31 protein-coding genes are annotated in these 24,103 nt (G+C 70.8%); 18 read left to right on the forward strand and 13 right to left on the reverse strand.

Going from position 1 to position 24,103, the window contains the following annotated elements:
- The first annotated feature begins 208 nt into the window (after positions 1 to 208).
- The 3 genes from FB561_RS35870 (at position 209) to FB561_RS35880 (ending at position 2,341) form a co-directional block, all read left to right on the forward strand.
- Positions 209 to 1,399, forward strand: a complete 1,191-nt coding sequence (locus FB561_RS35870) for a glycoside hydrolase family 64 protein (protein ID WP_145814530.1) — start codon at positions 209 to 211, stop codon at positions 1,397 to 1,399.
- A 154-nt stretch (positions 1,400 to 1,553) separates the two neighbouring features.
- On the forward strand, positions 1,554 to 1,880 hold the full coding sequence (locus FB561_RS35875) for an ArsR/SmtB family transcription factor (RefSeq protein ID WP_145814531.1): 327 nt from the start codon (positions 1,554 to 1,556) through the stop codon (positions 1,878 to 1,880).
- Positions 1,877 to 2,341, forward strand: coding sequence for an SRPBCC domain-containing protein (locus FB561_RS35880; protein WP_145814532.1), 465 nt, complete (start codon positions 1,877 to 1,879; stop codon positions 2,339 to 2,341). Before FB561_RS35875 ends, FB561_RS35880 begins: the two co-directional genes overlap by 4 nt.
- Here FB561_RS35880 and FB561_RS35885 read toward each other — a convergent pair.
- Positions 2,325 to 2,939 (reverse strand): NAD(P)-dependent oxidoreductase, encoded by a 615-nt coding sequence (locus FB561_RS35885; RefSeq protein ID WP_145814533.1) that lies wholly within the window; start codon positions 2,937 to 2,939, stop codon positions 2,325 to 2,327. The genes FB561_RS35880 and FB561_RS35885 overlap by 17 nt on opposite strands.
- A 79-nt stretch (positions 2,940 to 3,018) precedes the next feature.
- Between FB561_RS35885 and FB561_RS35890 the strand changes: the two genes are divergently transcribed.
- The 3 genes from FB561_RS35890 (at position 3,019) to FB561_RS35900 (ending at position 4,840) form a co-directional block, all read left to right on the forward strand.
- The gene (locus FB561_RS35890; RefSeq protein ID WP_238335322.1) at positions 3,019 to 3,396 is read left to right on the forward strand and encodes a winged helix-turn-helix transcriptional regulator; all 378 of its coding nucleotides are present in this window, start codon (positions 3,019 to 3,021) and stop codon (positions 3,394 to 3,396) included.
- A gap of 102 nt (positions 3,397 to 3,498) precedes the next feature.
- Positions 3,499 to 4,038 carry a SigE family RNA polymerase sigma factor gene (locus tag FB561_RS35895; protein WP_145814535.1) on the forward strand — a complete coding sequence of 180 codons (540 nt, stop codon included), beginning with the start codon at positions 3,499 to 3,501 and terminating at the stop codon, positions 4,036 to 4,038.
- On the forward strand, positions 4,028 to 4,840 hold the full coding sequence (locus FB561_RS35900) for a hypothetical protein (RefSeq protein ID WP_145814536.1): 813 nt from the start codon (positions 4,028 to 4,030) through the stop codon (positions 4,838 to 4,840). Before FB561_RS35895 ends, FB561_RS35900 begins: the two co-directional genes overlap by 11 nt.
- Before the next feature lie 36 nt (positions 4,841 to 4,876).
- On the opposite strand, the gene FB561_RS35905 is transcribed toward FB561_RS35900, so the two are convergent.
- Both FB561_RS35905 and FB561_RS35910 read right to left on the reverse strand, forming a co-directional pair.
- The gene (locus FB561_RS35905; RefSeq protein ID WP_145814537.1) at positions 4,877 to 5,917 is read right to left on the reverse strand and encodes a 4-hydroxy-3-methylbut-2-enyl diphosphate reductase; all 1,041 of its coding nucleotides are present in this window, start codon (positions 5,915 to 5,917) and stop codon (positions 4,877 to 4,879) included.
- Positions 5,918 to 6,082: 165 nt separating this feature from the next.
- On the reverse strand, positions 6,083 to 6,673 hold the full coding sequence (locus tag FB561_RS35910) for a dihydrofolate reductase family protein (RefSeq protein WP_145814538.1): 591 nt from the start codon (positions 6,671 to 6,673) through the stop codon (positions 6,083 to 6,085).
- Between the two features lie 81 nt (positions 6,674 to 6,754).
- Between FB561_RS35910 and FB561_RS35915 the strand changes: the two genes are divergently transcribed.
- Positions 6,755 to 7,309, forward strand: a complete 555-nt coding sequence (locus tag FB561_RS35915; protein WP_145814539.1) for a TetR/AcrR family transcriptional regulator — start codon at positions 6,755 to 6,757, stop codon at positions 7,307 to 7,309.
- Here the strand turns inward: FB561_RS35915 and FB561_RS35920 are convergent.
- Complete coding sequence (locus FB561_RS35920) at positions 7,281 to 7,772, reverse strand: HAD domain-containing protein (RefSeq protein WP_145814540.1); 492 nt, start codon at positions 7,770 to 7,772, stop codon at positions 7,281 to 7,283. The genes FB561_RS35915 and FB561_RS35920 overlap by 29 nt on opposite strands.
- 55 nt (positions 7,773 to 7,827) lie before the next feature.
- On the opposite strand from FB561_RS35920, the gene xseA reads away from it, so the two are divergent.
- Together xseA and FB561_RS35930 are read left to right on the forward strand one after the other, a co-directional pair.
- A complete protein-coding gene (gene xseA, locus FB561_RS35925) occupies positions 7,828 to 9,048 on the forward strand; it encodes an exodeoxyribonuclease VII large subunit (RefSeq protein ID WP_145814541.1) in 1,221 nt (406 codons plus the stop codon).
- Positions 9,049 to 9,065: 17 nt separating this feature from the next.
- Entirely contained in the window at positions 9,066 to 9,269 is a 204-nt protein-coding gene (locus FB561_RS35930) for an exodeoxyribonuclease VII small subunit (protein ID WP_145814687.1), read from the forward strand.
- Positions 9,270 to 9,278: 9 nt separating this feature from the next.
- Here the strand turns inward: FB561_RS35930 and FB561_RS35935 are convergent, their stop codons facing one another.
- On the reverse strand, positions 9,279 to 9,905 hold the full coding sequence (locus FB561_RS35935) for a TetR/AcrR family transcriptional regulator (RefSeq protein ID WP_145814542.1): 627 nt from the start codon (positions 9,903 to 9,905) through the stop codon (positions 9,279 to 9,281).
- Positions 9,906 to 9,947: 42 nt separating this feature from the next.
- On the opposite strand from FB561_RS35935, the gene FB561_RS35940 reads away from it, so the two are divergent.
- On the forward strand, positions 9,948 to 10,547 hold the full coding sequence (locus tag FB561_RS35940) for a flavodoxin family protein (RefSeq protein WP_145814543.1): 600 nt from the start codon (positions 9,948 to 9,950) through the stop codon (positions 10,545 to 10,547).
- Positions 10,547 to 10,867 (forward strand): DMT family transporter, encoded by a 321-nt coding sequence (locus FB561_RS35945; protein ID WP_145814544.1) that lies wholly within the window; start codon positions 10,547 to 10,549, stop codon positions 10,865 to 10,867. The genes FB561_RS35940 and FB561_RS35945 overlap by 1 nt, the downstream gene beginning before the upstream one ends.
- 57 nt (positions 10,868 to 10,924) lie before the next feature.
- On the opposite strand, the gene FB561_RS35950 is transcribed toward FB561_RS35945, so the two are convergent.
- Both FB561_RS35950 and FB561_RS35955 read right to left on the reverse strand, forming a co-directional pair.
- The gene (locus tag FB561_RS35950; protein WP_145814545.1) at positions 10,925 to 11,590 is read right to left on the reverse strand and encodes a nucleotidyltransferase family protein; all 666 of its coding nucleotides are present in this window, start codon (positions 11,588 to 11,590) and stop codon (positions 10,925 to 10,927) included.
- Positions 11,591 to 11,726: 136 nt separating this feature from the next.
- Entirely contained in the window at positions 11,727 to 12,383 is a 657-nt protein-coding gene (locus FB561_RS35955; RefSeq protein WP_145814546.1) for a DUF4245 domain-containing protein, read from the reverse strand.
- Between the two features lie 78 nt (positions 12,384 to 12,461).
- Between FB561_RS35955 and glpX the strand changes: the two genes are divergently transcribed.
- From glpX to FB561_RS38890, 5 genes are all read left to right on the forward strand, one after another.
- On the forward strand, positions 12,462 to 13,496 hold the full coding sequence (gene glpX / locus FB561_RS35960; protein WP_145814547.1) for a class II fructose-bisphosphatase: 1,035 nt from the start codon (positions 12,462 to 12,464) through the stop codon (positions 13,494 to 13,496).
- Positions 13,493 to 14,431 carry a carbohydrate kinase family protein gene (locus tag FB561_RS35965; protein ID WP_145814548.1) on the forward strand — a complete coding sequence of 313 codons (939 nt, stop codon included), beginning with the start codon at positions 13,493 to 13,495 and terminating at the stop codon, positions 14,429 to 14,431. Before glpX ends, FB561_RS35965 begins: the two co-directional genes overlap by 4 nt.
- 2 nt (positions 14,432 to 14,433) lie before the next feature.
- Positions 14,434 to 14,916 (forward strand): hypothetical protein, encoded by a 483-nt coding sequence (locus FB561_RS35970; RefSeq protein WP_145814549.1) that lies wholly within the window; start codon positions 14,434 to 14,436, stop codon positions 14,914 to 14,916.
- Positions 14,913 to 15,422 carry a hypothetical protein gene (locus FB561_RS38885; protein WP_238335323.1) on the forward strand — a complete coding sequence of 170 codons (510 nt, stop codon included), beginning with the start codon at positions 14,913 to 14,915 and terminating at the stop codon, positions 15,420 to 15,422. The genes FB561_RS35970 and FB561_RS38885 overlap by 4 nt, the downstream gene beginning before the upstream one ends.
- A 65-nt stretch (positions 15,423 to 15,487) precedes the next feature.
- Positions 15,488 to 16,303, forward strand: coding sequence for an ABC transporter ATP-binding protein (locus tag FB561_RS38890; RefSeq protein WP_238335324.1), 816 nt, complete (start codon positions 15,488 to 15,490; stop codon positions 16,301 to 16,303).
- A 9-nt stretch (positions 16,304 to 16,312) separates the two neighbouring features.
- On the opposite strand, the gene FB561_RS35980 is transcribed toward FB561_RS38890, so the two are convergent.
- Positions 16,313 to 17,023, reverse strand: coding sequence for a DUF1707 SHOCT-like domain-containing protein (locus FB561_RS35980; RefSeq protein WP_145814551.1), 711 nt, complete (start codon positions 17,021 to 17,023; stop codon positions 16,313 to 16,315).
- 195 nt (positions 17,024 to 17,218) lie between these two features.
- Here FB561_RS35980 and FB561_RS35985 point away from each other — a divergent pair, with 195 nt between their 5' ends.
- Positions 17,219 to 18,883 carry a fumarate hydratase gene (locus FB561_RS35985; protein ID WP_145814552.1) on the forward strand — a complete coding sequence of 555 codons (1,665 nt, stop codon included), beginning with the start codon at positions 17,219 to 17,221 and terminating at the stop codon, positions 18,881 to 18,883.
- Between the two features lie 63 nt (positions 18,884 to 18,946).
- Here FB561_RS35985 and FB561_RS38105 read toward each other — a convergent pair whose 3' ends face one another.
- Together FB561_RS38105 and FB561_RS35990 are read right to left on the reverse strand one after the other, a co-directional pair.
- Positions 18,947 to 19,105 carry a hypothetical protein gene (locus tag FB561_RS38105; RefSeq protein WP_170284946.1) on the reverse strand — a complete coding sequence of 53 codons (159 nt, stop codon included), beginning with the start codon at positions 19,103 to 19,105 and terminating at the stop codon, positions 18,947 to 18,949.
- A 74-nt stretch (positions 19,106 to 19,179) separates the two neighbouring features.
- Positions 19,180 to 20,157, reverse strand: a complete 978-nt coding sequence (locus FB561_RS35990) for an ArsR/SmtB family transcription factor (RefSeq protein WP_202881014.1) — start codon at positions 20,155 to 20,157, stop codon at positions 19,180 to 19,182.
- Positions 20,158 to 20,390: 233 nt separating this feature from the next.
- On the opposite strand from FB561_RS35990, the gene FB561_RS35995 reads away from it, so the two are divergent.
- Complete coding sequence (locus FB561_RS35995; protein ID WP_170284947.1) at positions 20,391 to 21,554, forward strand: MFS transporter; 1,164 nt, start codon at positions 20,391 to 20,393, stop codon at positions 21,552 to 21,554.
- Here FB561_RS35995 and FB561_RS36000 read toward each other — a convergent pair.
- The 3 genes from FB561_RS36000 to FB561_RS36010 are packed head-to-tail and all read right to left on the reverse strand — an operon-like array spanning position 21,532 to position 24,103.
- Positions 21,532 to 22,041, reverse strand: a complete 510-nt coding sequence (locus FB561_RS36000) for an AAA family ATPase (protein ID WP_145814554.1) — start codon at positions 22,039 to 22,041, stop codon at positions 21,532 to 21,534. The genes FB561_RS35995 and FB561_RS36000 overlap by 23 nt on opposite strands.
- A complete protein-coding gene (locus FB561_RS36005; RefSeq protein WP_238335325.1) occupies positions 22,038 to 22,703 on the reverse strand; it encodes a ribonuclease FAU-1 family protein in 666 nt (221 codons plus the stop codon). Before FB561_RS36005 ends, FB561_RS36000 begins: the two co-directional genes overlap by 4 nt.
- Complete coding sequence (locus tag FB561_RS36010; protein ID WP_145814555.1) at positions 22,700 to 24,103, reverse strand: class II fumarate hydratase; 1,404 nt, start codon at positions 24,101 to 24,103, stop codon at positions 22,700 to 22,702. The genes FB561_RS36005 and FB561_RS36010 overlap by 4 nt, the downstream gene beginning before the upstream one ends.

Below are 24,103 nucleotides of genomic sequence, written 5' to 3' on the forward strand. Positions count from 1 at the left end.
GTCGCCCTTGACATCGCCGGACGCGGCCGAAACGATGAGAGCGCTCTCACATTCGGCCGGTGATCTCCACCGTCCCTCGCCGGCCGACTCGTGGGCACCGCCCTGCCAACGACCGGCCGGGGTCGCGCTCTGGTGACGCGCGGCCGCCGGCCCAGGTCGTCCCCGGTGCTCCGCCTTCTCTCGACGGGACAAACCTGAGGAGGAGCAAGTGCGCATCCGATCGAAACTCTGCGCGGTTCTCGCCGCGGCCGCGACGGTCGCGGCCGGGCTGACCACGCTGGTGGCCGCCCCGGCCGACGCCGTTCCGGCGACCATTCCGCTGAAGATCTCGAACAACTCGGGCCGCGCCGGCCCGGCGTACATCTACAACCTCGGCACCAACCTGGCCACCGGCCAGCAGGGCTGGGCCGATGCCGACGGCAACTTCCATGCCTGGCCCGCGGGCGGCAACCCGCCCACCCCGGCGCCGGACGCGTCGATCGCCGGACCGGCCGACGGCCAGTCGATCACGGTCCGGATGCCGAAGTTCTCCGGCCGGGTCTACTTCTCCTACGGCCAGAAGCTGGTGTTCAAGCTGACCACCGGTGGTCTGGTCCAGCCCGCGGTGCAGAACCAGGACGACCCGAACCGGAACATCCTGTTCAACTGGACCGAGTACACGCTGAACGACTCCGGCCTGTGGATCAACAGCACCCAGGTCGACATGTTCTCCGCCCCGTACGCCGTCGGCGTGCAACTCGCGGACGGCTCGACCAAGACCACCGGCCACCTGAAGTCCGGCGGTTACAAGGGATTCTTCGACGCGCTCCGCGGCCACTCCGGCGGCTGGTCGAACCTGATCCAGACCGCGTCCGACGGCACGGTCCTGCGTGCTCTCGCCCCGACGTACGGCGTCGAGGTCGGCGCGTTGCCCGCGTCCGCGATGGACGACTACGTCAACCGGGTGTGGTCGAAGTACAGCTCGGAGACGCTCACCGTGACGCCGTTCGGGGACCAGCCGAACACCAAGTACTACGGCAAGGTGTCCGGGAACGTCATGAACTTCACCGACGGCGGCGGCACCGTGGTCACGTCGTTCCAGAAGCCCGACTCGGCCAGCATCTTCGGCTGTGCGAAGTTGCTCGACGCACCGAACGACCTGGTCCGCGGACCGATCTCGCGGACGCTGTGCGCCGGCTACAACCGGTCCACCCTGCTGACCAACAGCAACCAGCCCGACCCGAACGCGAACGGCTTCTACTCCGACGCCGTCACCAACCACTACGCCCGGCTGATCCACGACCGGATGGCCGACGGCAAGGCGTACGCGTTCGCCTTCGACGACGTCGGCAACCACGAGTCGCTCGTCCACGACGGTGACCCGCGGCAGGCGTCCATCACCCTCGACCCCTTCAACTGACCGACCACCCCGGAATCCGCCCGCCCGGTTCCGCGCGCACCGCCCCGCGCGCGGGACCGGGTCCGGTCTGTCCTGGTCGGTCAGCGCGGAGGTCTACCGACCGGATGCTGCCAGCCTCTTGACGGGAGCAACCGTCAGTGGCAACTTACCGTTCGTGGGGACTTACCAAGCAGGCACCGTACTCGACGCGCTCGGGGATCCGACCCGGCGGGCGATCCTGGACACGCTGCGCCGGCACGGACCGAGTTCGGTGACCGGGCTGGCCGGGCGGGTCCCGGTCAGCCGGCCGGCCATCTCGCAGCATCTCAAGGTGCTCGGCGGGGCCGGGCTGGTCGAGTACGAACCGCGGGGCACCCGCAACATCTACCGCGTCGACCGCACCGGGCTCGCCTCGCTGCGGGGCTGGCTGGACTCCTTCTGGGACGAGGCGCTCGACGCGTTCGCCGACCACGTCCGGCAGACCGAAGGGAAAGGGCGATGAGCATCGAGCAGGAACTGGCGCCGCTGGTGAAAACGGTCGTGGTGCCGACGACACCGGAGCGGGCGTTCGAGCTGTTCACGGCCGAGCTGGGCCGCTGGTGGCCGCTCGCGTCCCACTCGATCGCGGCCGAGCAGGCCACCGACGTCCGGTTCGAAGGCACGGTCGGCGGCCAGATCGTGGAGTACACCGCGGACGGGCCGGTCGGCACCTGGGGCACCGTGTCCACCTGGAACCCACCGACCTCGGTGAACTTCAGCTGGCACCCCGGGACCGACCCCACGCAGGCCGGCCAGGTCACGGTCCGGTTCACGCCGACCGGCGACGGCACCGAGGTCGAGTTGACCCACACCGGCTGGGAACTCCGCCCGGACGGCGCCCGGATGCGGCAGAACTACGACTCCGGCTGGCCTGTCGTCCTCACCGCGTACGCGAACCACCCGCGGCTCAGTACCCCAGAGTGAAGCGCTGCCGGCGGTGGGCGGGCTGCTCGATCTCGTCGAGCAGGGCGACCGCGTAGTCCTCGGCGGAGATGGTCTCGCCGATCGGCTCGTCCAGGCCGAGGCGGAACTTCCCGGTCCGCTCGCCCGGCTGGATCACGTACGCGGGTGACAGCATCGTCCAGTCCACGTCCTCGCCGGTCGCGCGCAGCTTCTCCAGGCCGGTCGCGACGGTGAGCGACTCGGTCCGGTACTCCGCGGGGAAACCGGGCGAGTCGACGACCCGCTGCCCGTCGATCACCAGGTTGCCGGTGCCGCCGACGAAGTACAGCCGGGTCCCGGTCTCGCGGGCGACGGCGATCAGTACGTCGACGGCGTCGAGGTAGTCCTGCGGGTCGCCGCCGGTCCGGCTCGGGCCGGTGGCGACCACCGCGACCTCGGCCTGGCTGAGGAGTTCCTTCGCCGACTCCCGGTCGCCCGCGTCACTGCGAACCGCCTGGACACCGGCCGGCAGGTCGCCGCCGGAGCGGGTGACGCCGGTGACCTGGTGGGCCCGGTTCGCTGCCTCGGCCGCTACCCGGCTGCCGACCATGCCGGTGGCTCCGTACACCGCGATCTTCATTGTGTTCCTTCCATGGGGAGAGCGTGCCGTGAACAGTAACCATTGGTTACCGGCTACTTCAACGTGCTATAAGTACCTAGTGGTTACTGTTGACTTCCTCCAGGGCGACGTCTTCGATCCGGCCTGCCCGACGCGGCTGATCCTGGACCGGATCGGCGACAAGTGGACGGTGCTGACGGTGCTGCTGCTCCGCGACGGCCCGCTCCGCTTCACCCAGTTGCGCGAGGGCATCGGCAAGGTCGCGCCCAAGGTGCTCACCCAGACCCTGCGCCGGCTCGAGCGCGACGGCCTGATCACCCGGGAGGTGTTCGCCGAGGTCCCGCCGCGGGTCGTCTACACCCTGACGCCGCTGGGCCGCTCGCTGATCGAGCCGATCACCGCGGTCAGCGACTGGGCCGAGGCGCACATGGCCGCGATCACGACGGCCCAGCGCGAGTACGACGCGGCCGCGGGCTGATCACTTTCCGGCAACGCCTCAACCTTTCTCCCGGCCCCGCTCATCCCATGCTCTGAGCGAGCGGGCCACGGTGGCCCGCCGCCAAGGGGGCAGGGGGCGGGAATGGATCCAGGACTGGATCACGAGTTCGCCGAGTTCGTCACTGGACGGTTCTCGGCACTACAACGGTTCGGCTACCTGCTGACCGGAAACTGGCACTCCGCCGAGGACCTGGTGCAGGCGTCCCTGGCGAAGGTGTGGTTCCACCGCAAGGGGTTACGTAGCACCGGTGCACTGGAGAGCTACACGCGCACCGTGATGGTGAACACCAGTACCCAGTGGTGGCGGCGCAAGTGGAAGGGCGAGACCCCGACCGAGTCGTTGCCCGAGCCGGCCGCACCGTCGGAGTTCGGCACCGTCGACGACCGGGACCGGCTGCTCCGCGCGCTCGACACCCTGCCCCGGCGGACCCGGGCGGCGCTTGTCCTGCGCTTCTTCGAGGACCTGCCGGACGCGGAGACCGCGCGGATCATGGGCTGCTCGGTCGGCACCGTGAAGAGCACGATCTCCCGTGGCCTGGCGAAACTGCGCGACCACCACCTGCTCGCCGACGATCCCCTGACCACCGCCGCTCCGACCGGAGGGCAGAGCAATGACCGATGACCTGAAGCAGCGCCTGCACGACCTGGTGACCGACCAGCCGGTACCGACCGGCGATCCGGCCGAGGCCGTCTTCACCCGGGTCCGCACCATCCGCCGCCGGCGCGCGACCGGAGCAGTCACCCTCGCGGTCACCGCCGTCGCCGTGGTAGCCGTTGCCGCCGGCAACATGACCGGCACCGACTCCGCGCCCCCGATCACCAAGAGTCCGAGTCACCCGAACACCGTGATCACCGCGGCCCCACCCACCTCCCCGACCGCGACGACCCCTCCGACGACCGCACCGACGACCCGGAAGACGGCGAAACCACCCGTCATCCCCTCGACCCGCACCACCGAGCCGAGCACCGAGAACAGCACCACCGCACCGCCGTCCCCGGAGACGAGCGGTACGCCCGCACCGAAGCCGGTCCGGGTCAGGGTCTCCGTGGAGCCTTCGATCGACGGGCTCGAGGTGTCGATGACGCTCCGCGAGTCGGGGTCGCTCCTGGTCCCGGTGATCGAGAGCACCGGCAAGACCAAACCGGTCGACCCGGTCTGGCGGAACAACGTCTGGATGACCGGGTACGACTGGGGCGACGGGTCGATCCCAGGGGGCGCCAACGGCGGGCTGTTGACCTGCGACGGCGCGTCCCGGCGGATCAGCGGCTCCGGCAGCGGGCCGACCCGGGAACCGCACACCTACAAGAAGGCCGGCACCTACACGTTCACGTACAAGGTCGTGTACTGCGGGCCGGACGGTGCGCAGGAGGCGGTCGCCACCACCAAGCTGACAGTGAAACCGAAGACCTCGCCCAGTCCGTAGGAACCGCGCGCCGCCCGGTGTGAGCCGGGCGGTGCGTCAGCGCTGGTACAGGGCGTGGTCCGAGGTGCCGGTGGTGGGGAGGCCGGCGGCCTTCAGATCGGTGCGGAGTTCCTTGGGGAGGGCGAAGGTGAGGCTCTCCTCGGCGGTGGTGACCTCCTGGACCTCGGCGTACCCGCGGTCGGCGAGCCAGGTGATCACGTCGCGGACCAGGATCTCCGGCACGCTCGCGCCGCTGCTCAGGCCGACCGAGTCGACGCCCTCCAGCCAGGCCTCGTCGATCTCCTCGGCGAAGTCGACCAGGTACCCGGCCTTGGCGCCGTGCTCGAGCGCGACCTCGACCAGGCGGACCGAGTTCGACGAGTTGCGGGAGCCGACCACGATCATCAGGTCGGCGGCGGGCGCGAGCTTCTTCACCGCGGCCTGCCGGTTCTGGGTGGCGTAGCAGATGTCGTCGCTCGGCGGGTCCTGCAGCAGCGGGAACTTCTCCCGGAGCCGCTTGACGGTCTCCATCGTCTCGTCCACCGACAGCGTGGTCTGGGACAGCCAGACCACCTTGGCCGGGTCCCGGACCTCGACGTTCGGGACGTCGCCCGGACCGTCGACCAGGTGGACGTGCTCCGGCGCCTCGCCGCTGGTCCCGATGACCTCCTCGTGGCCCTCGTGACCGATCAGCAGGATGTCGTGGTCGGAGGCGGCGAACCGCTTCGCCTCGTGGTGCACCTTGGTGACCAACGGGCAGGTGGCGTCGATCGTCTTCAGCTGCCGGGCGGCCGCCTCCTCGTGCACGACCGGCGCGACGCCGTGGGCGGAGAAGATCACGGTCTCGCCCTCGGGGACCTCGTCGGTCTCGTCGACGAAGATCGCGCCGCGCGCCTGCAGGGTCTGCACGACGTGCTTGTTGTGCACGATCTCCTTGCGCACGTAGACCGGTGGCCCGTACAGGTCGAGGGCCTTCTCGACCGCGACGACGGCCCGGTCCACGCCGGCGCAGTACCCACGCGGGGCGGCCAGCAACACCCGCTTGGTCCGTACGGCGGTCGGTCCGGTGGTTTCGGTCTGGGCAGTCACGGCACCCATGGTACGGGGCCTGCCGTGGCCACCCCGCCACCGTGGCCCACGTCACGCCACGGCCGGGCGCAGTCGAAGAGCCGCCCGCCCTGTCCGGGCGGCTCCTGACCAGGAGGTGATGCGATGCCTCCATGATGCGGCCGCAAAGCCCTTGTGATCAAAGGATTTTCCGCGTCAGGCCTGGCGATACGTCAGCACGGCGACCCCGCTCCCGTACACCTGGTGATCGGTCAGTTCGAGCCGCCGGACGTCGAAGGCGCCACCGTCGAACAGCTTGACCCCGGCCCCGATCACGACCGGGTTCACCTTGACCACCAGCCGGTCGATCTCCGGCCACAGCGTCTCGGCCAGCCGGCCACCCCCGCAGAGCCAGATCCCCAGTCCTGGTTGGCGTTTCAGCTCGCGGACGACCTCGACCGGGTCGTCGGCAACGAACTCGACGGCCGGATCCGGGCTCTGCGCGGTCCGCGTGAACACGTAGCTCCGCAGCCGCGGGTACGGGTTCGTGGTGCCGTGGGACTTGCCGACCTCCCAGGTGTTGCGGCCCATCAGCACGGTGTCGAACACCCTGTTCTCCGCGTCCAGGCCGAGGTACTCGCGGACCGCGCCCGGCACCGTCTCCGGGTACGCGGTGAGCAGCGGCTCGGAGTGGTCGCCCTGGGCGAGGAAGAACCCGCCTGGACTGGTGTCGGTGGGGTCGCCGCCGCTCGGGTCCGCGACGTACCCGTCCAGCGTCGAGGCGATGAAGTACGTCAGTTCGCGCATGCCTTGTCCCTTCGAGAAGCGATAACCACTCCGAGCATAGTACTCTGACCATAGTGGTTTCCAAACTGGAAGGGTAGGACGATGCGGAGCAACCCGGAACGACGGACAGCGCTGGTCGACGCCGCGATCGAGGTGCTCGCGTCCGACGGCGCTCGCGGACTCACCTTCCGCTCGGTGGACCAGGCGGCCGGCGTACCGGCGGGCACGGCGTCGAACTACTTCACCAACCGGGACGCCCTGCTCCTCCAGGCCGGCCTGCGCATCCACGACCGGCTCGGCCCCGACCCCACCGACCTCGACCAGCCGCCGTCGGCCGAGTTCCTCACCGATCTGCTCCGCCTGCTCCGGCAGCGCCTCACCGAGGACCGCACGGGCTACCTCGCCCTGCTCGAGCTCCGTCTGGAAGCCACCCGGCGCCCGGAGCTCCAGGAAGCGCTGACCACCAGGGTCCGCGCGAACCTGGACGAGAACGTCCAGCTCCACCGCGATCACGGCCTGCCCGGCGACCCACTGCTGCTCTACCTGGCGATGGGCGGTCTCATGCTCGAATCGCTCACCCTCCCCGGCGTACTCCCCGACAACGCCCTGGAACAGCTCGTCGGCCACCTCATCCGAGCCGGGCGGCCCACTCCCTGACCGTCGCGCAGTCCTCCGCCGTCAGACCGATCGCCGAGTCGACCAGGTGGAGGTAGTGGGCGGGCACGCCCTGGGCCTCGAGGTACGCGGTGTCCGCGTCGGAGATCTCGTCGTCGATCCACGCGAACGGCCGGTCGACCCACTGCGCCACGTGCCTCGTCTTCCAGCACAGGCTGCCGGAGCCGGCGCCGATCGCGCCCTCTGGCCAGGTGATCACCGGGAACTCGGGCAGCCCGATGCGGGGAGCGAGCAACCGGTTCGCGCCGTGCTCCCAACCGGTGGCCCAGATCGGGTCGTAGACCTCGGCGAGCGCGGTGATAAGTTCGCCGTGGCCCGGGTTCATCAGGACGTCCCAGGTCTTGTCGCCCTCGCGAAGGTGGTGGGCCTCGTACCCCGGGGGCGGGGTGGTCGCGCGGTCGGGATTGAGCGGGCCGTCGACGTCGAGCAACAGGTAGGGACGCATCGGCCCAAGGTATGGCGTCCCGGGGTTTGTCGGCGCGGGGTCGTAGGGTCTGGGGGTGGCTTTGGAAACCTCCCCGGACGCGCCCGCGGCCGTTCGCACGATCGCGAACGGGATCGCCGGCTGGATCAACCAGCTCGGCGCGGTCTGGGTCGAGGGCCAGCTGACCGACGTCTCGGCCAACCGCGGGACGACCACGGTGTTCGCCACCCTGCGCGACACCGACGCGGACATCTCGCTGCGGATCACCTGCAACCGCCGGGTGTTCGAGGCCGTCGACCCGCCGGTCACGGACGGGTCCCGGGTGGTCGTGTTCGCCAAGCCGAACTTCTTCGCCCGGCGCGGCACGCTGGCGCTGGCGGTGAGCGAGATCCGGCACGTCGGGATCGGCGAGCTGCTGGCCCGGATCGAGCGGCTGAAGCAGTTGCTCGGCGCCGAGGGGCTGTTCGCGGCGTACCGGAAGAAGAAGCTGCCGTTCCTGCCGCACACGATCGGGCTGATCTGCGGCCGTGACTCCGCCGCCGAGCGGGACGTGCTGGAGAACGCGAAGCGCCGCTGGCCGGCCGTCGCGTTCCGGATCGAGTACGCGTCGGTGCAGGGCCCGTCGGCGGCCGGGGACGTAATGACCGCGCTGCGCCGGCTGGACGCGGACGAGTCGGTCGACGTGATCGTGATCGCCCGTGGCGGTGGTTCGCTGGAGGACCTGCTGCCCTTCTCGGACGAGGGCCTGGTCCGCGCGGTCTCCCAGGCCCGGACGCCGGTGGTCAGCGCGATCGGGCACGAGCCGGACTCCCCCTTGCTCGACCTGGTCGCCGACCTGCGCGCCTCGACCCCGACCGACGCGGCCAAGCGGATCGTGCCCGACGTCCGCGAGGAGCTCGACGGCGTCCAGGTCCTGCGCGACCGGGGCCGCCGCGCGATCACGGCCTGGCTGGACCGGGAGTTCCACGCGCTGGCCGCGATCCGCAGCCGGCCGGCCCTGGCCGCGCCGACGAGCGACCTGCGCCGCCGGTCGGACGAGATCGCCGCGCTGGTCGACCGGAGCCGGCGCACCCTGACCCATCGCCTCGACCGGGCGAGCGACGACGTGGCGCACCGGCTGGCGAGTGTGCGCGCCCTGTCCCCCAAGGCGACGCTCGAACGCGGGTACTCCGTGCTCCAGCTCGCCGACGGGACCGCGGTCCGGCAGCTGGACCAGGTGCGGCCGGGCGACGTACTGAACGCGCGGGTGACCGACGGGCGGTTCGATGTGGAAGTGACCTCGAAGGAGAGCAAGTGACCGACGGCCGTCCGGAGATGTCCTACGAGCAGGCCCGCGAGGAACTGGTCGAGGTGGTTCGCAAGCTCGAGGCGGGCGGGACCAGCCTGGAGGAGTCGCTGGCTCTGTGGGAGCGCGGCGAGGAGCTCGCCGCCACCTGCCAGCAGTGGCTCGAGGGGGCCCGCAAGCGGCTGGCCGAGGCGCAGGCCGCGCACGCGACCGACGAGAAGAAGCCGGACTGACCGATCCGCTCAGCCGGCCAGTAGCGCCGTCGCCGCGGCGCGGAGACCTTCGCGCATGCGGTCCAGTGCGAAGCCTTCGGCGCGCAGAGCCTGGTGCAGGTCCGCGGCCAGCGGCGCCAGGATGACGTGCGCCGTGTAGTCGGCGTCCAGCTCCGGCCGGGCCTGCTCGACCAGCATCGCGAGATGGCGGTGCCACAGCCGGTACGAACCGATCCGGTACCGCGCGCCGTCCGACGCGTTCTCGCTGTCGACGAAGAGCTCGACGTGCCGGTCGAGGAGTTCCACGTACGCGTCCAGGAAGGCCGTGACCCGCTCGGCCGGGGACGCTCCCGGGCCGAGCGGCGGTGGTCCGGTGAGGATCTTCGCCTGCAGTTCTTGCTCGCGTTCGTCCAGGAGCGCGACCGCCAGCCCGGCCCGGTCCCCGAACCGGCGGAACACCGTGCCCTTGCCGACACCGGCCTCGGCCGCGATCGCATCCAGCGACACGTTCTTCACCCCCTGCTCGGCGAAGAGCCGGTCGGCCGCCTCCAGCACCTTCAGCCGGTTGCGGCGCGCGTCGGCCCGTTCGGGGCGCGGCTGATCCAGCAACGGCAGCGCCTCTGGCGAAACGGACTCCGGTCCGGTACGGTCGCTCATAGAACGGACTGTAGTCCGTTAGACCGACTGGAGGAAGCCAGGATGAGCAACAACCCCGCCCGGATCGCCGTCGCCTACCACTCCGGCTACGGCCACACCGCGCAACAGGCCGAGGCCGTCGCGGCGGGCGCGTCAGTGGTACCGGGGGCCGTCGTGGAGCTGGTACCGCTGGACGAGCTGACCGACGAGGTGTGGCAGCGGCTGGCGGCCGCGGACGCGATCGTGTTCGGGTCGCCGACGTACATGGGTGGCCCGAGTGCCGTCTTCAAGGCGTTCGCGGAGGCGAGCGCGAAGGTGTGGGCCGACGACCTGGCCTGGCGGGACAAGATCGCGGCCGGGTTCACCAACTCCAAGGCGATGTCCGGCGACAAGCTGAACAGCCTGGTGTACTTCTCGATCCTGGCCGCGCAGCACGGGATGATCTGGGTCGGTCTGGATCTGTACCCGGGCTGGTCGGAGTCGACGGCGAGCAGTGAGGACCTCAACCGGCTCGGCAGCTGGCTGGGCGCGATGGCGCAGTCCGACGCCGACCTGTCCGCCGAGAAGGCGCCGCCGGCCACCGACCTGCGCACCGCGGCCGCCCTCGGGACCCGGGTCGCGACCGTGACGATCCGGCACCTCCGCGGTGCGCCGGCCGCCTGATGGCCTGGGTGGTCCTGCTCGCCGCGGCGGCCTTCGAGATCGCGTTCGCGCTCAGCCTCAAACCGAGTGAGGGGTTCAGCCGGTTCTGGCCGACCGCGGGCGTGCTGGTCTTCGGCGTCGTCTCGGTCGCCCTGCTGGCCAGGACCCTCGACCGGCTGCCGGTGGGCACGGCGTACGCGGTGTGGACCGGCCTTGGTTCGCTGGGCGTGGTGATCCTCGGCATCGTCCTGTTCGGCGAGCCGCTCACGCCGGCCCGGCTCGCGTGCCTGGCGCTGATCATCACCGGCGTCATCGGCCTGCGGCTGGCCGGGGCGGAGTGAAACCGAGACTCGCACCGGTCACCGGGCACTCCGGGAGGGAGGTCGTTCTCCTGGAGGTCAGGGACCGGTGCGGGTCGGCCGGAGCGGCGCGCGCCCCCGAGTCGGTACCGCGGCCGGCGGGACGACCGGCAGGGTGTCGAGCGGGCCGGAGGTGGCCTGGCCGACCAGCGTCGCGTAGTCGTCCCAGGTCCGCACCGTCGGCGGAATGTTGCCAATGGCATCGACATCCGTGACCAGGTGCGGACCGGCGTCGATCAGGTGCCACAGCTCCTCGTCACTGCGCAGCCCGCGCAACGAGCCGAACGTCTCCCGGCCGAACCACACCGGGTGGCCGCGCCCGTCGTCGTACCGCGTGACGCCGATCGGCGTGGCCACCTCGGCGACCAGGGACCACACGGCAGCCGACGTCACGCCGGGCTGGTCCCCCAGCATCACCACCAGGCCGTCGGTCCGCCGGTCCACCGCGTCCAGGGCCGGGACGACCGAGGAGCTACCGGTGTCGGCGTGCGGTGATTCGACCACGCGGGTGCCGTCCAGGTCGACCCGCTCGCGGATCTGCTCGGCAGCGACGCCGAGGGTGACGAGCAGCTGGTCGAAGCCGCAGTCGCGTGCGGTCTCCAGGGTGGCGTCGAGCACCGTGGTGCCCTGGTAGGCCAGCAACTGGCGGGGTACGCCGATCCTCGGCGAACCCTCCGCGGCGAGCACCATCCCGGTGACGAACATCGCCGCATCAACCCCCGACCTGGAACGGACACATCACGCCAGGCTCCTTAGTCGATGCCTCCTCCGAGAGAACCGGATGCCACGCAGAGTGTCAACCTCTGCACAACTTCGACAGCGAGCCGGCCGTGAGCGGGGATCAGCGCAACGTGGCGGCGAACGTCTCCAGGGCCGGGTAGCCGGCGTTGCCGACGACGATCGTGGTGACCCCCGAGCCGACCAGGACCAGCGCGTGCTCGTCCTTGCGGTCCAGCAGGGTCCGGCGCTGCCAGGTCACACCGTTGACCGTCGCGGTGCCGTCGTCCTCGGTCTTGCCGAGCTCGTCGTTCTGGAACCCGCGGCTGGTGACGTTGGACTGCTCCAGCCCGACGTACTTCTTCTCGCTGGTGACGATGCCGAGGTGCCAGGTGATCGGGCTCTGCTCGGGCGCGCGGAACCGGACGCTGGTCGCCGTCCACCCGGCCGGCATCGGCTCCGGGCCGCGGATCCAGGACGCCAGCTTCTTCGCGTCGGCGAGCTGCTCGGTGTACGGGACGGCGTTGACCTTCTCCTGCTTGGGCCGCCAGGTGACGATCATCAGGAACGCGACCACGACGAAGCAGGCCAGCAGGGCCCAGAACATGTTGGTCAGGGTGCGCGCCTTGGCCCGGTTCACCCGGTCCTGGGCCCGGTACTCCATCGCCTCCGCGCGGGCCCGGGCGCGCTCCCGCGTCTCCGCGTCGATCACGGTGGACGGGGAAGCGTTCTCCTCGGTGCCGGGGCCGGGGTCGGCCGGCTCTTGACCTGTCGGGCTCATGGCACCAGTGTCCCCTGCGCCGGAAGTGGCCGCGGTAGGGGGCGTCGGCGGCGGGCCCGGGTTGGCTACGATCCCGCCATGAGCGACCCCACCACACCCCCTGCCCATCTCGAGGTCGGCGAGCGCGCCCCCGACCGGAACCTGGCTCTGGAACTGGTCCGGGTGACCGAGGCCGCCGCGATGGCCGCCGGCCGGTGGGTCGGCCGGGGCGACAAGAACGGCGCCGACGGTGCGGCCGTGAACGCGATGCGCACCCTGATCGGCACGGTCGGGATGAACGGCGTGGTGGTGATCGGCGAGGGCGAGAAGGACAACGCCCCGATGCTCTACAACGGCGAGCAGGTCGGCGCCGGCGACGGGCCCGAGTGCGACGTCGCGGTCGACCCGGTCGACGGCACGACGCTGGTGGCCAAGGGGATGGCGAACGGAATCGCCGTGATGGCGGTGTCGCCGCGGCACACGATGTACGACCCGTCCGCCGTGTTCTACATGGAGAAGCTGGTGGTCGGGCCGGAGGCGGCCGACGTGGTGGACATCCGGCTGCCGGTCGCGGAGAACATCCGCCGGGTCGCGAAGGCGAAGGGCTCCAGCGTCGAGGACGTCACCGTGGTCCTGCTGGACCGGCCGCGGCACGAGCAGATCGCGGCCGAGATCCGGGCCACCGGGGCGCGGATCAAGTTCATCAGCGACGGCGACGTGGCCGGCGCGGTCGAGGCGGCCCGGCCGGACACCGGGCTGGACATGCTGGTCGGCATCGGCGGGACCCCGGAGGGCATCATCGCCGCCTGCGCGATGAAGTGCGTCGGCGGCCTGATCCAGGGCCGGCTCTGGCCGCGCGACGACGACGAGCGGCAGCGCGCCGTCGACGCCGGCCACGACCTCGAGCGCGTCCTCACCACCGACGACCTGGTCGGCGGGGACGACTGCTTCTTCGTCGCCACCGGCATCACCGACGGCGAGCTGCTGCGCGGCGTCCGGTACGGCCGCTCCACCGCGCGGACCCATTCGCTGGTGATGCGGTCGCGCAGCGGCACGATCCGCAGCATCGAGAGCGTGCACCAACTGGAGAAGCTGCGCGCGTACTCCGCCATCGACTTCGAGCACGCCCGATGACGGCACCCGTCCTCGTCGTCGGCGAGGCCCTCGTCGACATCGTCGGCACGGCCGGCCGGAGTCCCGGCAAGAACGGCACCAAGGCGACCCCGGGCGGCTCCCCCGCCAACGTCGCGGTCGGCCTGGCCCGGCTCGGCGTCCCGACCGAGCTGGTCACCCGGTTCGGCACCGACCCGTACGGCGACCAGCTCGGCGCGCACCTGTTCGGCAACGGGGTCCAGCTGGCACCAGGATCGGTGGACCCGGGCTTCCGGACGAGTACGGCGACCGCCACCCTCGACTCCGACGGCGTCGCGTCGTACCAGTTCGACATCAGCTGGGAGCCGCCCGCGCTGACCCTCAACCGCGGCTGCCCCGCGGTCCACACCGGCTCGATCGCGACCGTGCTCGAACCGGGGGCGGAGGCGATCCGGAAGTTCCTCGGCACGCTCGCCGACCAGCCGGTCACGGTCACCCTGGACCCGAACGCGCGACCGACCATCACGCCCGACCCGGTGGCCACCTGGTCCGCGGTCCAGGCGCTGGCGGCGTTGTCGGACCTGGTCAAGCTGAGTGACGAGGACTGTGCGTTCCTGCGGCCGGGGTCGTCGCCGGAGGAGATCGCGGCCGAGTTGCTCGCGGCCGAGCGGACCCAGTGCGTCGTGATCACCCGCGGCGGTGACGGCGCGACCGGGGTCACCCGGACGGCCCACGTCGAGGTGAACGCCCCGGCGATCGAGGTGGTCGACACCGTGGGCGCGGGTGACTCGTTCATGTCCGCGTTGATCGCGGGACTGTCGGCGCGCGGACTGCTCGGTCCGGCCCGGTTGCGGGGCCTGGACGAGAAGGCGTTGTGCGAGGTGGTCGACTACGCGGTGAAGGCCGCCGCGATCACCTGTACCCGGCACGGCGCCGACCCGCCGACCTCCGCCGAGCACGCCGGCCGCTGGAGCTGACCGTGAGTCCGGCGGGCACGTGGACCGCGGAGTTCGAGGCGTCCGGGCGCGTGGTGTTCCCGCCCCGGCGTAACCGGCTGCTGATCCGGCTGGCACTGGTCCTGGTGCTGTTCGGCAACTCGCTGTGGTCCAACCTCGAGCACCTCCGCGCCGACGACGTGTCCGGAGCGCTCGGAATCCTGCGGATCACGGCGCTCGCGGCGTTCGCGTACCTGGTCGGGCTGACCGTCTGGCAGTTGGCGACCGGACGTCCGGTGGTCACGATCGACGGCACCGGGATCAGCCGCGGCGACCGGACCCGGCTCGGCTGGCATCAGATCGCCCGCATCGACGAGCCGTCCGGCCTGCCGGGGCTGCGGACCGTCCAGGTCCACCCGACCGAGCGGTCCGCGGGGCCGGTCGGCATTCCGCAGGACAATGTCCTGGAGCTGGGCGAGCTCGCTCGCTGGCTCCGCACCGTGCACGACCACCGGAGGAACGGATGAACGCCGCCGACCCGACCAACGATGCCGAGCGCATCGGCCGCTGGGAGAAGGCGTTCGCGGGCGCCGACGGGTTGCGAGTCCCCCCTCGCCGGAACCTGATGATCCGCCGGTTGGTGGTCTTCGGCCTGCTCGTCCTCGCCACCGGCTGGCCGGTCCTGTCGGCAGTGCTCGGCAACTCGGAGTGGCGCGGCTGGCCGGTCTTCTGCGCCGTCTGCCTGCCGTTCTTCCTGTTCTTCGGCCTGCAGACCGGCCGCGCGCTGCTGACCGGGCGCCCGGTCCTGGTCGTCGACCGGACCGGGATCGCGGTCGGCAAGCAGCAACTGGCCTGGCCGGACATCACCGCGATCGATCTGCAGAAGAAGAACCTGCCGCAGGGACTGCAGTCCATCGGCATCACCGCCGGGAACCGCCGGCTCGATCTCACCGAGGAACACCTCGAGAACCTGTCCGTCTTCGAACGCTGGCTCGAGCGCGTCTGGAAGAAGCAGACCACGCACGACGACTGAGCGGTCCGGGAACTGGGCCCCTACCGGCTGTCGGCCGGAAACAGCCCTCGTCTACGGTCGTCTGCGTGTCCTGGAACCGCCGGCCCGTGCTCGCCCTGCAGAACGTCGACTTCGTCCGGAACGAGAAGGTACTGCTCGCCGACGTCTCGCTGACGGTCCGCGCGGGCGAACGCTGGGCCCTGCTCGGCCCGAACGGTGCAGGCAAGAGCACGTTGCTCCGGCTCTGCGGCGCGGTCAATCACCCGACCCGCGGCACCGTCGACGTACTCGGCCGCCGGATGGGCCGGGTCGACATCCGCGAGCTGCGCGAGTCGATCGGCCACGTGGATCCGCGGCACCCGCTGCGCTCGCCGCTGACCATCGAGCAGGTCGTGCTGACCGGTGTCACCGGCTCGATCGAACTGATGCCGCGCTGGCAGCCGACGGCCGAGGAGCAGGCTCGCGCGACCGACCTGATCGACCTGCTCGGCATCGGTACGCACGCGATGTCACCGTGGACGACCCTGTCCCAGGGTGAGCGAGGACGCGCGCTGATCGCCCGCGCCCTGATCGCGGATCCGGGCCTGCTGTTGCTCGACGAGCCGTCGACCGGGCTGGACGTCGCCGCGCGCGAGCAGCTGCTGGAGACCATCGACCTGGTCCACACGACCCGGCCGGAGCTGGCGTCGGTCCTGGTGACTCACCACCTCGAGGAACTGCCGTCCTCGACGACCCACGCGGCCCTGATTCGTCGCGGGCTGCTGCACGCCGCGGGACCGGTGGACGACGTACTCACCACCCGGCTGATCTCCGAGTGCTTCGACCACCCGATCGAGATCACCCGCAACGGCACCCGCTGGACGGCGACCGCGCAGACGTCGGACACCCGCCGCGCGGGCTGACCCGCTGGATCAGGTGAGCCGGAGCCGCTTGCTGAGGCGGGGGCCGCGCTTGACCTTGATCTCGCCGAGGATCGCCGTGCCGCGGATATGGAAGACCTTCACCGGTCCGGTGGCCGGGTCGACGGCGCCGCCGAAGCCGGCCTCCTGCTCGGTGACGGAGCCGAGGATCGGGTTGCCGTCGAGGTGCACGATCGCGTTCTGCGGGACCCGGATCTTCACCTCCGACAGGATCGACTTCACCTCCACGAAGATCTCGTCGTACGGCAGCTGCGCCTCGGTGTAGTCCAGCGTCACGTCACCGAGGACGGCGTTGACCTCCTGCCGCTGCGGGGCCAGCCAGCCGCCGGTGCGCTTGGTTTCGGCCAGGAACGTGTTGATCACCGGGGTCGAGTCGCTCTGCGCGTACTGCGCGGGGTGCTGCTCGCCGCTGTACTGCGCCGGCGTGCTCGGGGCACTCGGTCCGCCCGGGAGGTCCGCGGTGATGTGAACGAGCTCGCCGTACGTCTTCGCGTTGTACGTCGTCTCCAGCCGGTCCTCCAGCTCGGTGAAGCTCAGCCGCCCCTCGCCGGCCGCGGCCCGGAGGACCTCGGCGACGTCCTCGCGTTCCAGGTCGGAGACGCGGCGGCGCAACGCCAGCTCGTCCCCGGTCGGCTGCGCCACGGGCGCGTCCTGCGGGCGGTCCTGGGGCCTGTCCTGCTGCGAGTTCTCGTCCTGAGCCACGACAGCACGATACGCGGGCGGGCGGCCCGGTGCCGATGAGTTGACTCCCCCATTTCGACCCTGACCGCACCCCTGAGTCTCCGGCTCCGGCGAATCGGTCCGCGGGGTTGCCGACCGGCCCGTCGCCGCGCCCGCGGAGGGCCGGATCTAGGCTTGGGCTCGCAACGCAGACCATTTCGCCAGGAGGTACGCCCGGTGTCCGCCGACTTCAGCTACTCGGATCTGTTGCCGCTCGGGAAGGACGAGACCGAGTACCGGCTCCTCACCACCGAGGGGGTCAGCACCTTCACCGCCGGCGACCGGACCTTCCTGCAGGTCGAGCCGTCGGTGATCCAGGCGCTCACCGCCGAGGCGATGCACGACATCTCGCACTACCTGCGGCCGGCCCACCTGGCCCAGCTGCGGCGGATCATCGACGACCCGGAGGCGTCCGGCAACGACCGGTTCGTCGCCCTGGACCTGCTGAAGAACGCGAACATCTCGGCCGGCGGCATCCTGCCGATGTGCCAGGACACCGGCACCGCGATCGTGATGGGCAAGAAGTCCGAGGGCGTCCTCACCGGCGCCGTGGACGAGGAGTGGATCAGCCGCGGCGTGTACGACGCCTACACCAAGCTGAACCTGCGCTACTCGCAGATGGCGCCGCTGACCATGTGGGACGAGAAGAACACCGGCTCCAACCTGCCGGCCCAGATCGAGCTGTACTCGACCCCGGCGAGCGGCGACCCGGCGTACAAGTTCCTCTTCATGGCCAAGGGCGGCGGCTCGGCGAACAAGTCGTTCTTGTTCCAGGAGACCAAGGCGGTGCTCAACCCGGACGGGATGATGCGGTTCCTGGACGAGAAGATCCGCTCCCTCGGGACCGCCGCCTGCCCGCCGTACCACCTGGCGGTCGTCGTCGGCGGCACCTCGGCCGAGTACGCGCTGAAGACCGCGAAGTACGCGTCCGCGCACTACCTCGACTCGATGCCGACGACCGGATCGCCGCTCGGGCACGGATTCCGGGACCTGGAGCTGGAGGAGAAGGTCTTCGAGCTGACCCAGCAGTTCGGGATCGGCGCGCAGTTCGGCGGGAAGTACTTCTGCCACGACGTCCGGGTGATCCGGTTGCCGCGGCACGGCGCGTCCTGCCCGGTCGCGATCGCGGTGTCGTGTTCGGCCGACCGGCAGGCGCTGGCGAAGATCACCCCCGAGGGCGTCTTCCTGGAGCAGCTCGAGCGCGACCCGGCCCGGTACCTGCCGGACACCACCGACGAGCACCTCGAGTCCGAGGCTGACGTGGTCCGGATCGACCTGAACCGGCCGATGAGCGAGATCCGCGCCGAACTGTCCAAGCTCCCGGTGAAGACCCGGCTGTCGCTGTCCGGCCCGCTCGTCGTCGCCCGCGACATCGCGCACGCGAAGATCAAGGAGCGGCTGGACGCGGGCGAGGAGATGCCGCAGTACCTGCGCGACCACGCGGTGTACTACGCGGGCCCGGCGAAGACGCCCGAGGGGTACGCGTCGGGTTCGTTCGGGCCGACCACGGCGGGCCGGATGGACGCGTACGTGGACCAGTTCCAGGCGGCCGGCGGGTCCTTCGTGATGCTTGCCAAGGGCAATCGCTCGGCGAAGGTGACGCAGGCCTGCAAGGACCACGGCGGCTTCTACCTCGGCTCGATCGGCGGCCCCGCGGCCCGGCTGGCGCAGGACTGCATCAAGTCCGTCGACGTGATCGAGTACGCCGAGCTGGGGATGGAAGCGGTCTGGAAGATCGAGGTCGAGGACTTCCCCGCGTTCGTGGTCGTCGACGACAAGGGCAACGACTTCTTCACCGACACCGCCAAGCCGGTCCCGCTGAGCGTCCGCCCGCGCAGCTGACGGCATCGGCGAGACGTGCCGAACGGACCCGGTTGCGGTGGCGCAACCGGTCCGGGGGCGGCCTCAGCTCGCGTTGCTGTCGACGGGCTCCGGGATCTTGACCAGCAGAGCCCTGGTGGCGCGGACGAGGTCGGCTTCGTTGTGACCGAAGGCCTGGAGGTAGCTGCGGAGCGCGGAGCGCAGTAGTTGGAGCTCCTCGGCATCCAGCTCGATGGTGTACATATTTCCAAGGTAAGACTCTGCCTGGCAGGTGCAACCACCCGTGACCCAGCTGTTGCCGGCCGGACCGTGGGGGCTCAGTGACCGGCCAGGTCGCGGCCGAGCTCGGTGCACACGTAGAGGACCTGCTTGCCCTGCCGGTGGCGGCTGACCAGACCGGCGTCGTACAGCACCTTGAGGTGGGCCGAGATGCTGCTGGGTGCGGCGCCGAGGCGGGCAGCCAGGTGGGTCGTGGTCTGCGGTGCGTCGAGGACGGCGAGCAGGCTGGCCCTGGTGTCGCCGACCAGGCGCGCGAGCGGCCGGCCGGTGGGTGACGGGCGGCGTTCCCAGAGCGTCCCGATCGCCCGGGCGCCGTAATAGATAGCGGCTGGCGAGGCGTTCCGGACAGCGAAGGCGGGCCGCCCGGCCAGGAAGACGCTGGGGATCAAAGGCAGGCCCGCACCGGTGAGCTCGCGCTCGATGTGCTGGTGCCAGTCGATCCGCAGGCGTCCCTCCAGCCAGGTCAGGGTCGGGTGGATCTCGGCGAGCATGCGGCCGGGTCCATGGTCGGCGAGGGCGCGGGTGCGGTAGGCGATGTCGGCTTCCAGCAGCGTTCGCATCCGCGGCCAGAAGGGTTCGACGGCCAGCCGCCACCAGGTCGAGAGAGCGGTCACCAGCAGTGGAAGCCCTCGCTCGGGTTCGGCGTGGAGCCGCCGGCCGAAATCGACCAGCGGGGTATGCCCCGTGACCGAGTCCAGGTCGGCGCGCATCGTGTCTGGAGTCGTCGCCCTGAGCACGTCCAGCTCGGACTCGATCGCGGTCAGCGGTGAGCGCGGTGGTGGCGTGAGGAAGTCGGGCAGCCACGCGGCCGGCCGGATCAGTGCCTCCAGCAGCGGGCGATGCGGGCGGAACTCGGGCGACCGGTCGACCCGTTCGGCGTGTTTCAGCCAGGACAGGTGGACGGCGTTCGCGCCCGGGTCCTGCAGGCACCAGCGGCTGGCCACCGTGTCCCACAACGGGGAGATGGCAAAGCGCGTACTGGCCAGGTCGTCGGCGCCGAACCGAATGATCAACACGGTTCCCAGTGTCACCGACGATTCGCCTCGGAACGAATTGATATCCGTGGCCCGGCGGCATCGGGTTCCATCCCGCCATGGTCACCTCCAACACAGGCTCTGACACCAGCACAGGCTCTAGCCCCGGCTCCGACGGCAGCACCGGTGGAGGCACCGGCGTCGACGGCTCCGGCCCTGCGCCGAATCGCTGGCAGCGTCTGCTTCCGCCGGCCGGGCTGGCTCGCCCGCTGTGTGTGCAGTCGGCCCTGTACGCCGTGGGATCGGGGTTCTTCCTGGCCGGCAACGCGGTCTTCTTCACCACGATCGTCGGGCTGTCGGCCGCCCAGGTCGGTCTCGGTCTGTCCATCGCCGGGGCGCTCGGCTTCTTCGCCGCGGTCCCGCTCGGCACGATCGCGGATCGCGTCGGCCCGTTGCGGGCGTGGATCCTGGCGGCGCTGGTCGAGGGATGCGTCTACCTCACGTACCCGCTGGCGCGCGGGTTCGCCGCGTTCGTCGTCATCGTCACGGCTCTGGCGCTCGCGGAGTCCGCCGGGAACTCGGCTCGCGGCGCCTACACCCTGGACGCCTTCGGTCCGGCCGAGCGGGTCCGGGTGATGGCGTACAACCGCTCGGCCCTGAACCTGGGCTTCACCGTCGGTGCCCTGCTCGGTGGAGTCGCCCTGGCCAGCGGCAACCGGACGGTGACTCTGATCGTTCCGGTACTCGCCGGCCTGCTCATGCTGCTCACCGCGCTGCTCGTCTCCCGGTTGCCCGCGTCCCGGCGCGAGCGGGGTGGCGAGCAGCGTTCGCGGTACGCCGTGCTCCGGGACCGGCCGTTCCTGCTGGTGTCGCTCCTGAACGGCGTGCTGGGGTCGCACCAGGTGCTGCTCATGATCGTCTTCCCGCTCTGGCTGGTCGAACGCACCGATGCGCCGCGCGCCGTCCTCGCCTGGTTGCTCGCGCTCAACACGGTGCTGGCCGTGGGCCTGCAGGTGTGGGCGGCCCGTGGCGCGGACACGGTGCGCGGGTCGGTACGCAGTTCCCGCGTGGCCGCCGGCGCCATCGCGGCCGCTTGTCTGGTGATACCGATCAGCTCCGTGACCGAGGCTTGGGTGACGATCACCTTGCTGGCCGCGGCGTACGTGGCGCTCACGTTCGGCGAGTTGTTCCAGTCCGCGGGGTATTGGGGTCTTGTCAGCGAACTGTCGCCGGTGGATCAACGGCCGCAGTACCAGGGCGCGTTCCGGCTCGGCCTTCAACTCCAGTCGATCGTCGGCCCGGCCGCGTTCACTCTGCTCGCCGTGACGTGGAGCCCGCTCGGCTGGCTCCCCCTGGCCGCCCTCATCGTCCTCGCCGCCGCCGCCCTCGGTCCTGCCGCGGTAGCAGCCGTTCCACCTAAGGCCAGCCGAGTCGACTGAGGATCTCGGCCGCGGTCTCCTCCGGGGAGCCCTCGTTCGTGACGGTGAAGTCCTGGATCGGCTGATGTGTCTTCGCCTGCGCGAGCGCGGTCTGCAGATCCCAGTGCGGTCCCCTGGTGCCTTTGGTCCGCTCCGCGATCAGCTCCTCCGGGATCTGCAGCCTCACCAGCTGGACGTCGCAACCCGCCAGCGCCGCCACGTACGCCGCATGCAGCTCAGGCGTCTCCACATGGCCGCTGACGACCAGGTACTCCGCGCCGGCCTCGCGGTACGTCGGCCACACGGCGGTCAGATTCCGCACGCGCAGTCGGTCGTGGAAGCGCAGCCCACCCGACGACGGCCGGGGCGGACCGAACTGCGCGATGGCGTCGAGATCCACGACGGCGGTGATGTGGTGATCGGAGGTCAGGAGCCGGGCGATCGCTTGACCCACCGTGGTTTTGCCGACCCCGTCCCCGCCCGTGAGAAGGACGGCGCGAGGTGTCATCCGGTCAGCTCCTCGGCGACGAAGACCGGTTGATGGGTCGTCGGTGCGGTCGGCAGCCGCCAGTGCGACGGCGGCATCCAGTCCTTCCACCCGTCGGCGAACGGCGACACCCACGCCTCGATGTCACGCACAGCCGCGTGCGCGTCCGCGACGATCTGCTCGGCCTCCGCCTCGGTGAACCGGCCGGCCGTGACAGCGCCCTCCAGCTCGTCCTCGTCCTTCCACTCGATCGTCCGGTCCGAGCGGATCCACAGATCGAGGACGTGGTCGACCGTACTCGTCCGGAACGCCTCCGCCTCCCGGACATGCGGCGCCTCGAGGTTCACGTACCAGCCGCGGAACGTGCCGTCGTCGGCCCAGAAGTGCCACACCGACCACGGCTTCCCCGGTGGCAGCACCTTGAGGATCCCGGTGCCCCGCCAGATGTCGAGCTTGAGCGCCCGGTCCTGGGTGAACATCGCGACCGGACCCGCGTTCCGCATCTCCCGGCCGTCCACCAGCACCGGCTTGATCAACGGCGTCCCGGGCGCGAGCCACGCGACCAGGCCGTCGGCGTCGTCCCGCACCACGGTCATCGGCCGGACGTTCGGCTTGTCCACGTGCCGCCCGGTCCCGCGGTACACCCACTCGATCGTCGTCCCGGGCTGCCAGTAGTCCGTCACGACGTGGCCGGCCGGGTCATCGAGAGCACGTCCAGGGCCGCGTCCAGCTGCTCCTCGGTCAGGTCGCCCTTCTCGACGTGACCGTTCTCGAGCACGACCTCGCGGATCGTCTTGCCTTGTTTCAAAGCGCTCTTGGCCACGGCGGCCGCGTTCTCGTAGCCGATGTAGCGGTTCAGCGGGGTGACGATCGAGGGCGACGACTCGGCCAGGGCGCGGGCGTGCTCGACGTTCGCGGTGATGCCGTCGACGCAGCGGTCGGCGAGCAACCGGGACGCGTTGGCGAGCAGCGTGATCGACTCCAGCAGGTTCCGCGCGATCACCGGCAGCATCACGTTCAGCTCGAAGTTGCCGCCGGCACCGGCCACGGTGATGGTGGCGTCGTTGCCGATCACCTGGGCGGCGACCATCAGGGTGGCCTCGCAGAGCACCGGGTTCACCTTGCCCGGCATGATGCTGGACCCCGGCTGCAGGTCGGGCAGCTGGATCTCACCCAGCCCCGCGCGCGGGCCGGATCCCATCCAGCGCAGGTCGTTGCAGATCTTGGTCAGGCTGACCGCGACGGTCTTCAGCTGGCCCGACAACTCGACCAGGCCGTCGCGGGCGCCCTGCGCCTCGAAGTGGTCCGCGGCCTCGGTCAGCTCCAGCCCGGTCCGCTGGTTCAGCTCGGCGATCACCTTCGCGGCGAACCCGGGCGGCGTGTTGATCCCGGTCCCGACCGCCGTCCCGCCGAGTGGCAGCTCGGACACCCGCGGCACGGTCGCGAGGACCCGGTCGGCACCCCGCCGCACCTGCGCGGCGTACCCGTCGAACTCCTGGCCGAGCGTCACCGGGGTGGCGTCCATCAGGTGGGTCCGGCCGGACTTCACCACCTCGGCGAACTCGGATCCCTTCCGGGACAGGGAAGTCGCCAGGTGCTCCAGCGCCGGCAGCAGCTCGCGCACCACGCCCTCGGTCGCGGCGACGTGGATCGCCGACGGGAAGGTGTCGTTGCTCGACTGGCTCGCGTTCACGTGGTCGTTCGGGTGCACGTCGGAGCCCAGGTCGCGCGTCGCCAGCGTGGCGAGCACCTCGTTCACGTTCATGTTCGTGGAGGTGCCGGAGCCGGTCTGGAACACGTCGATCGGGAACTCGCCGTCGTACTCGCCCGCGGCGACCCGGCGGGCGGCCGCGACGATCCCGTCGGCCACCGCGCGGTCGACCACGCCCAGCTCGGCGTTCACCACGGCGGCCGAGGCCTTGATCTGCGCGAGCGCGTGCACGAGCGCCGGCGCCAGCGGCCGGCCGGAGATCGGGAAGTTCTCCACCGCACGCTGGGTCTGCGCCCGCCACAACGCGTCGCGGGGCACCTTTACCTCGCCCATCGTGTCGCGTTCGATCCTGTACTCCTCGTTGTCACCCAT

The sequence above is a fragment of the Kribbella amoyensis genome (assembly GCF_007828865.1).
GTDB classification, from domain to species: Bacteria; Actinomycetota; Actinomycetes; order Propionibacteriales; family Kribbellaceae; genus Kribbella; species Kribbella amoyensis.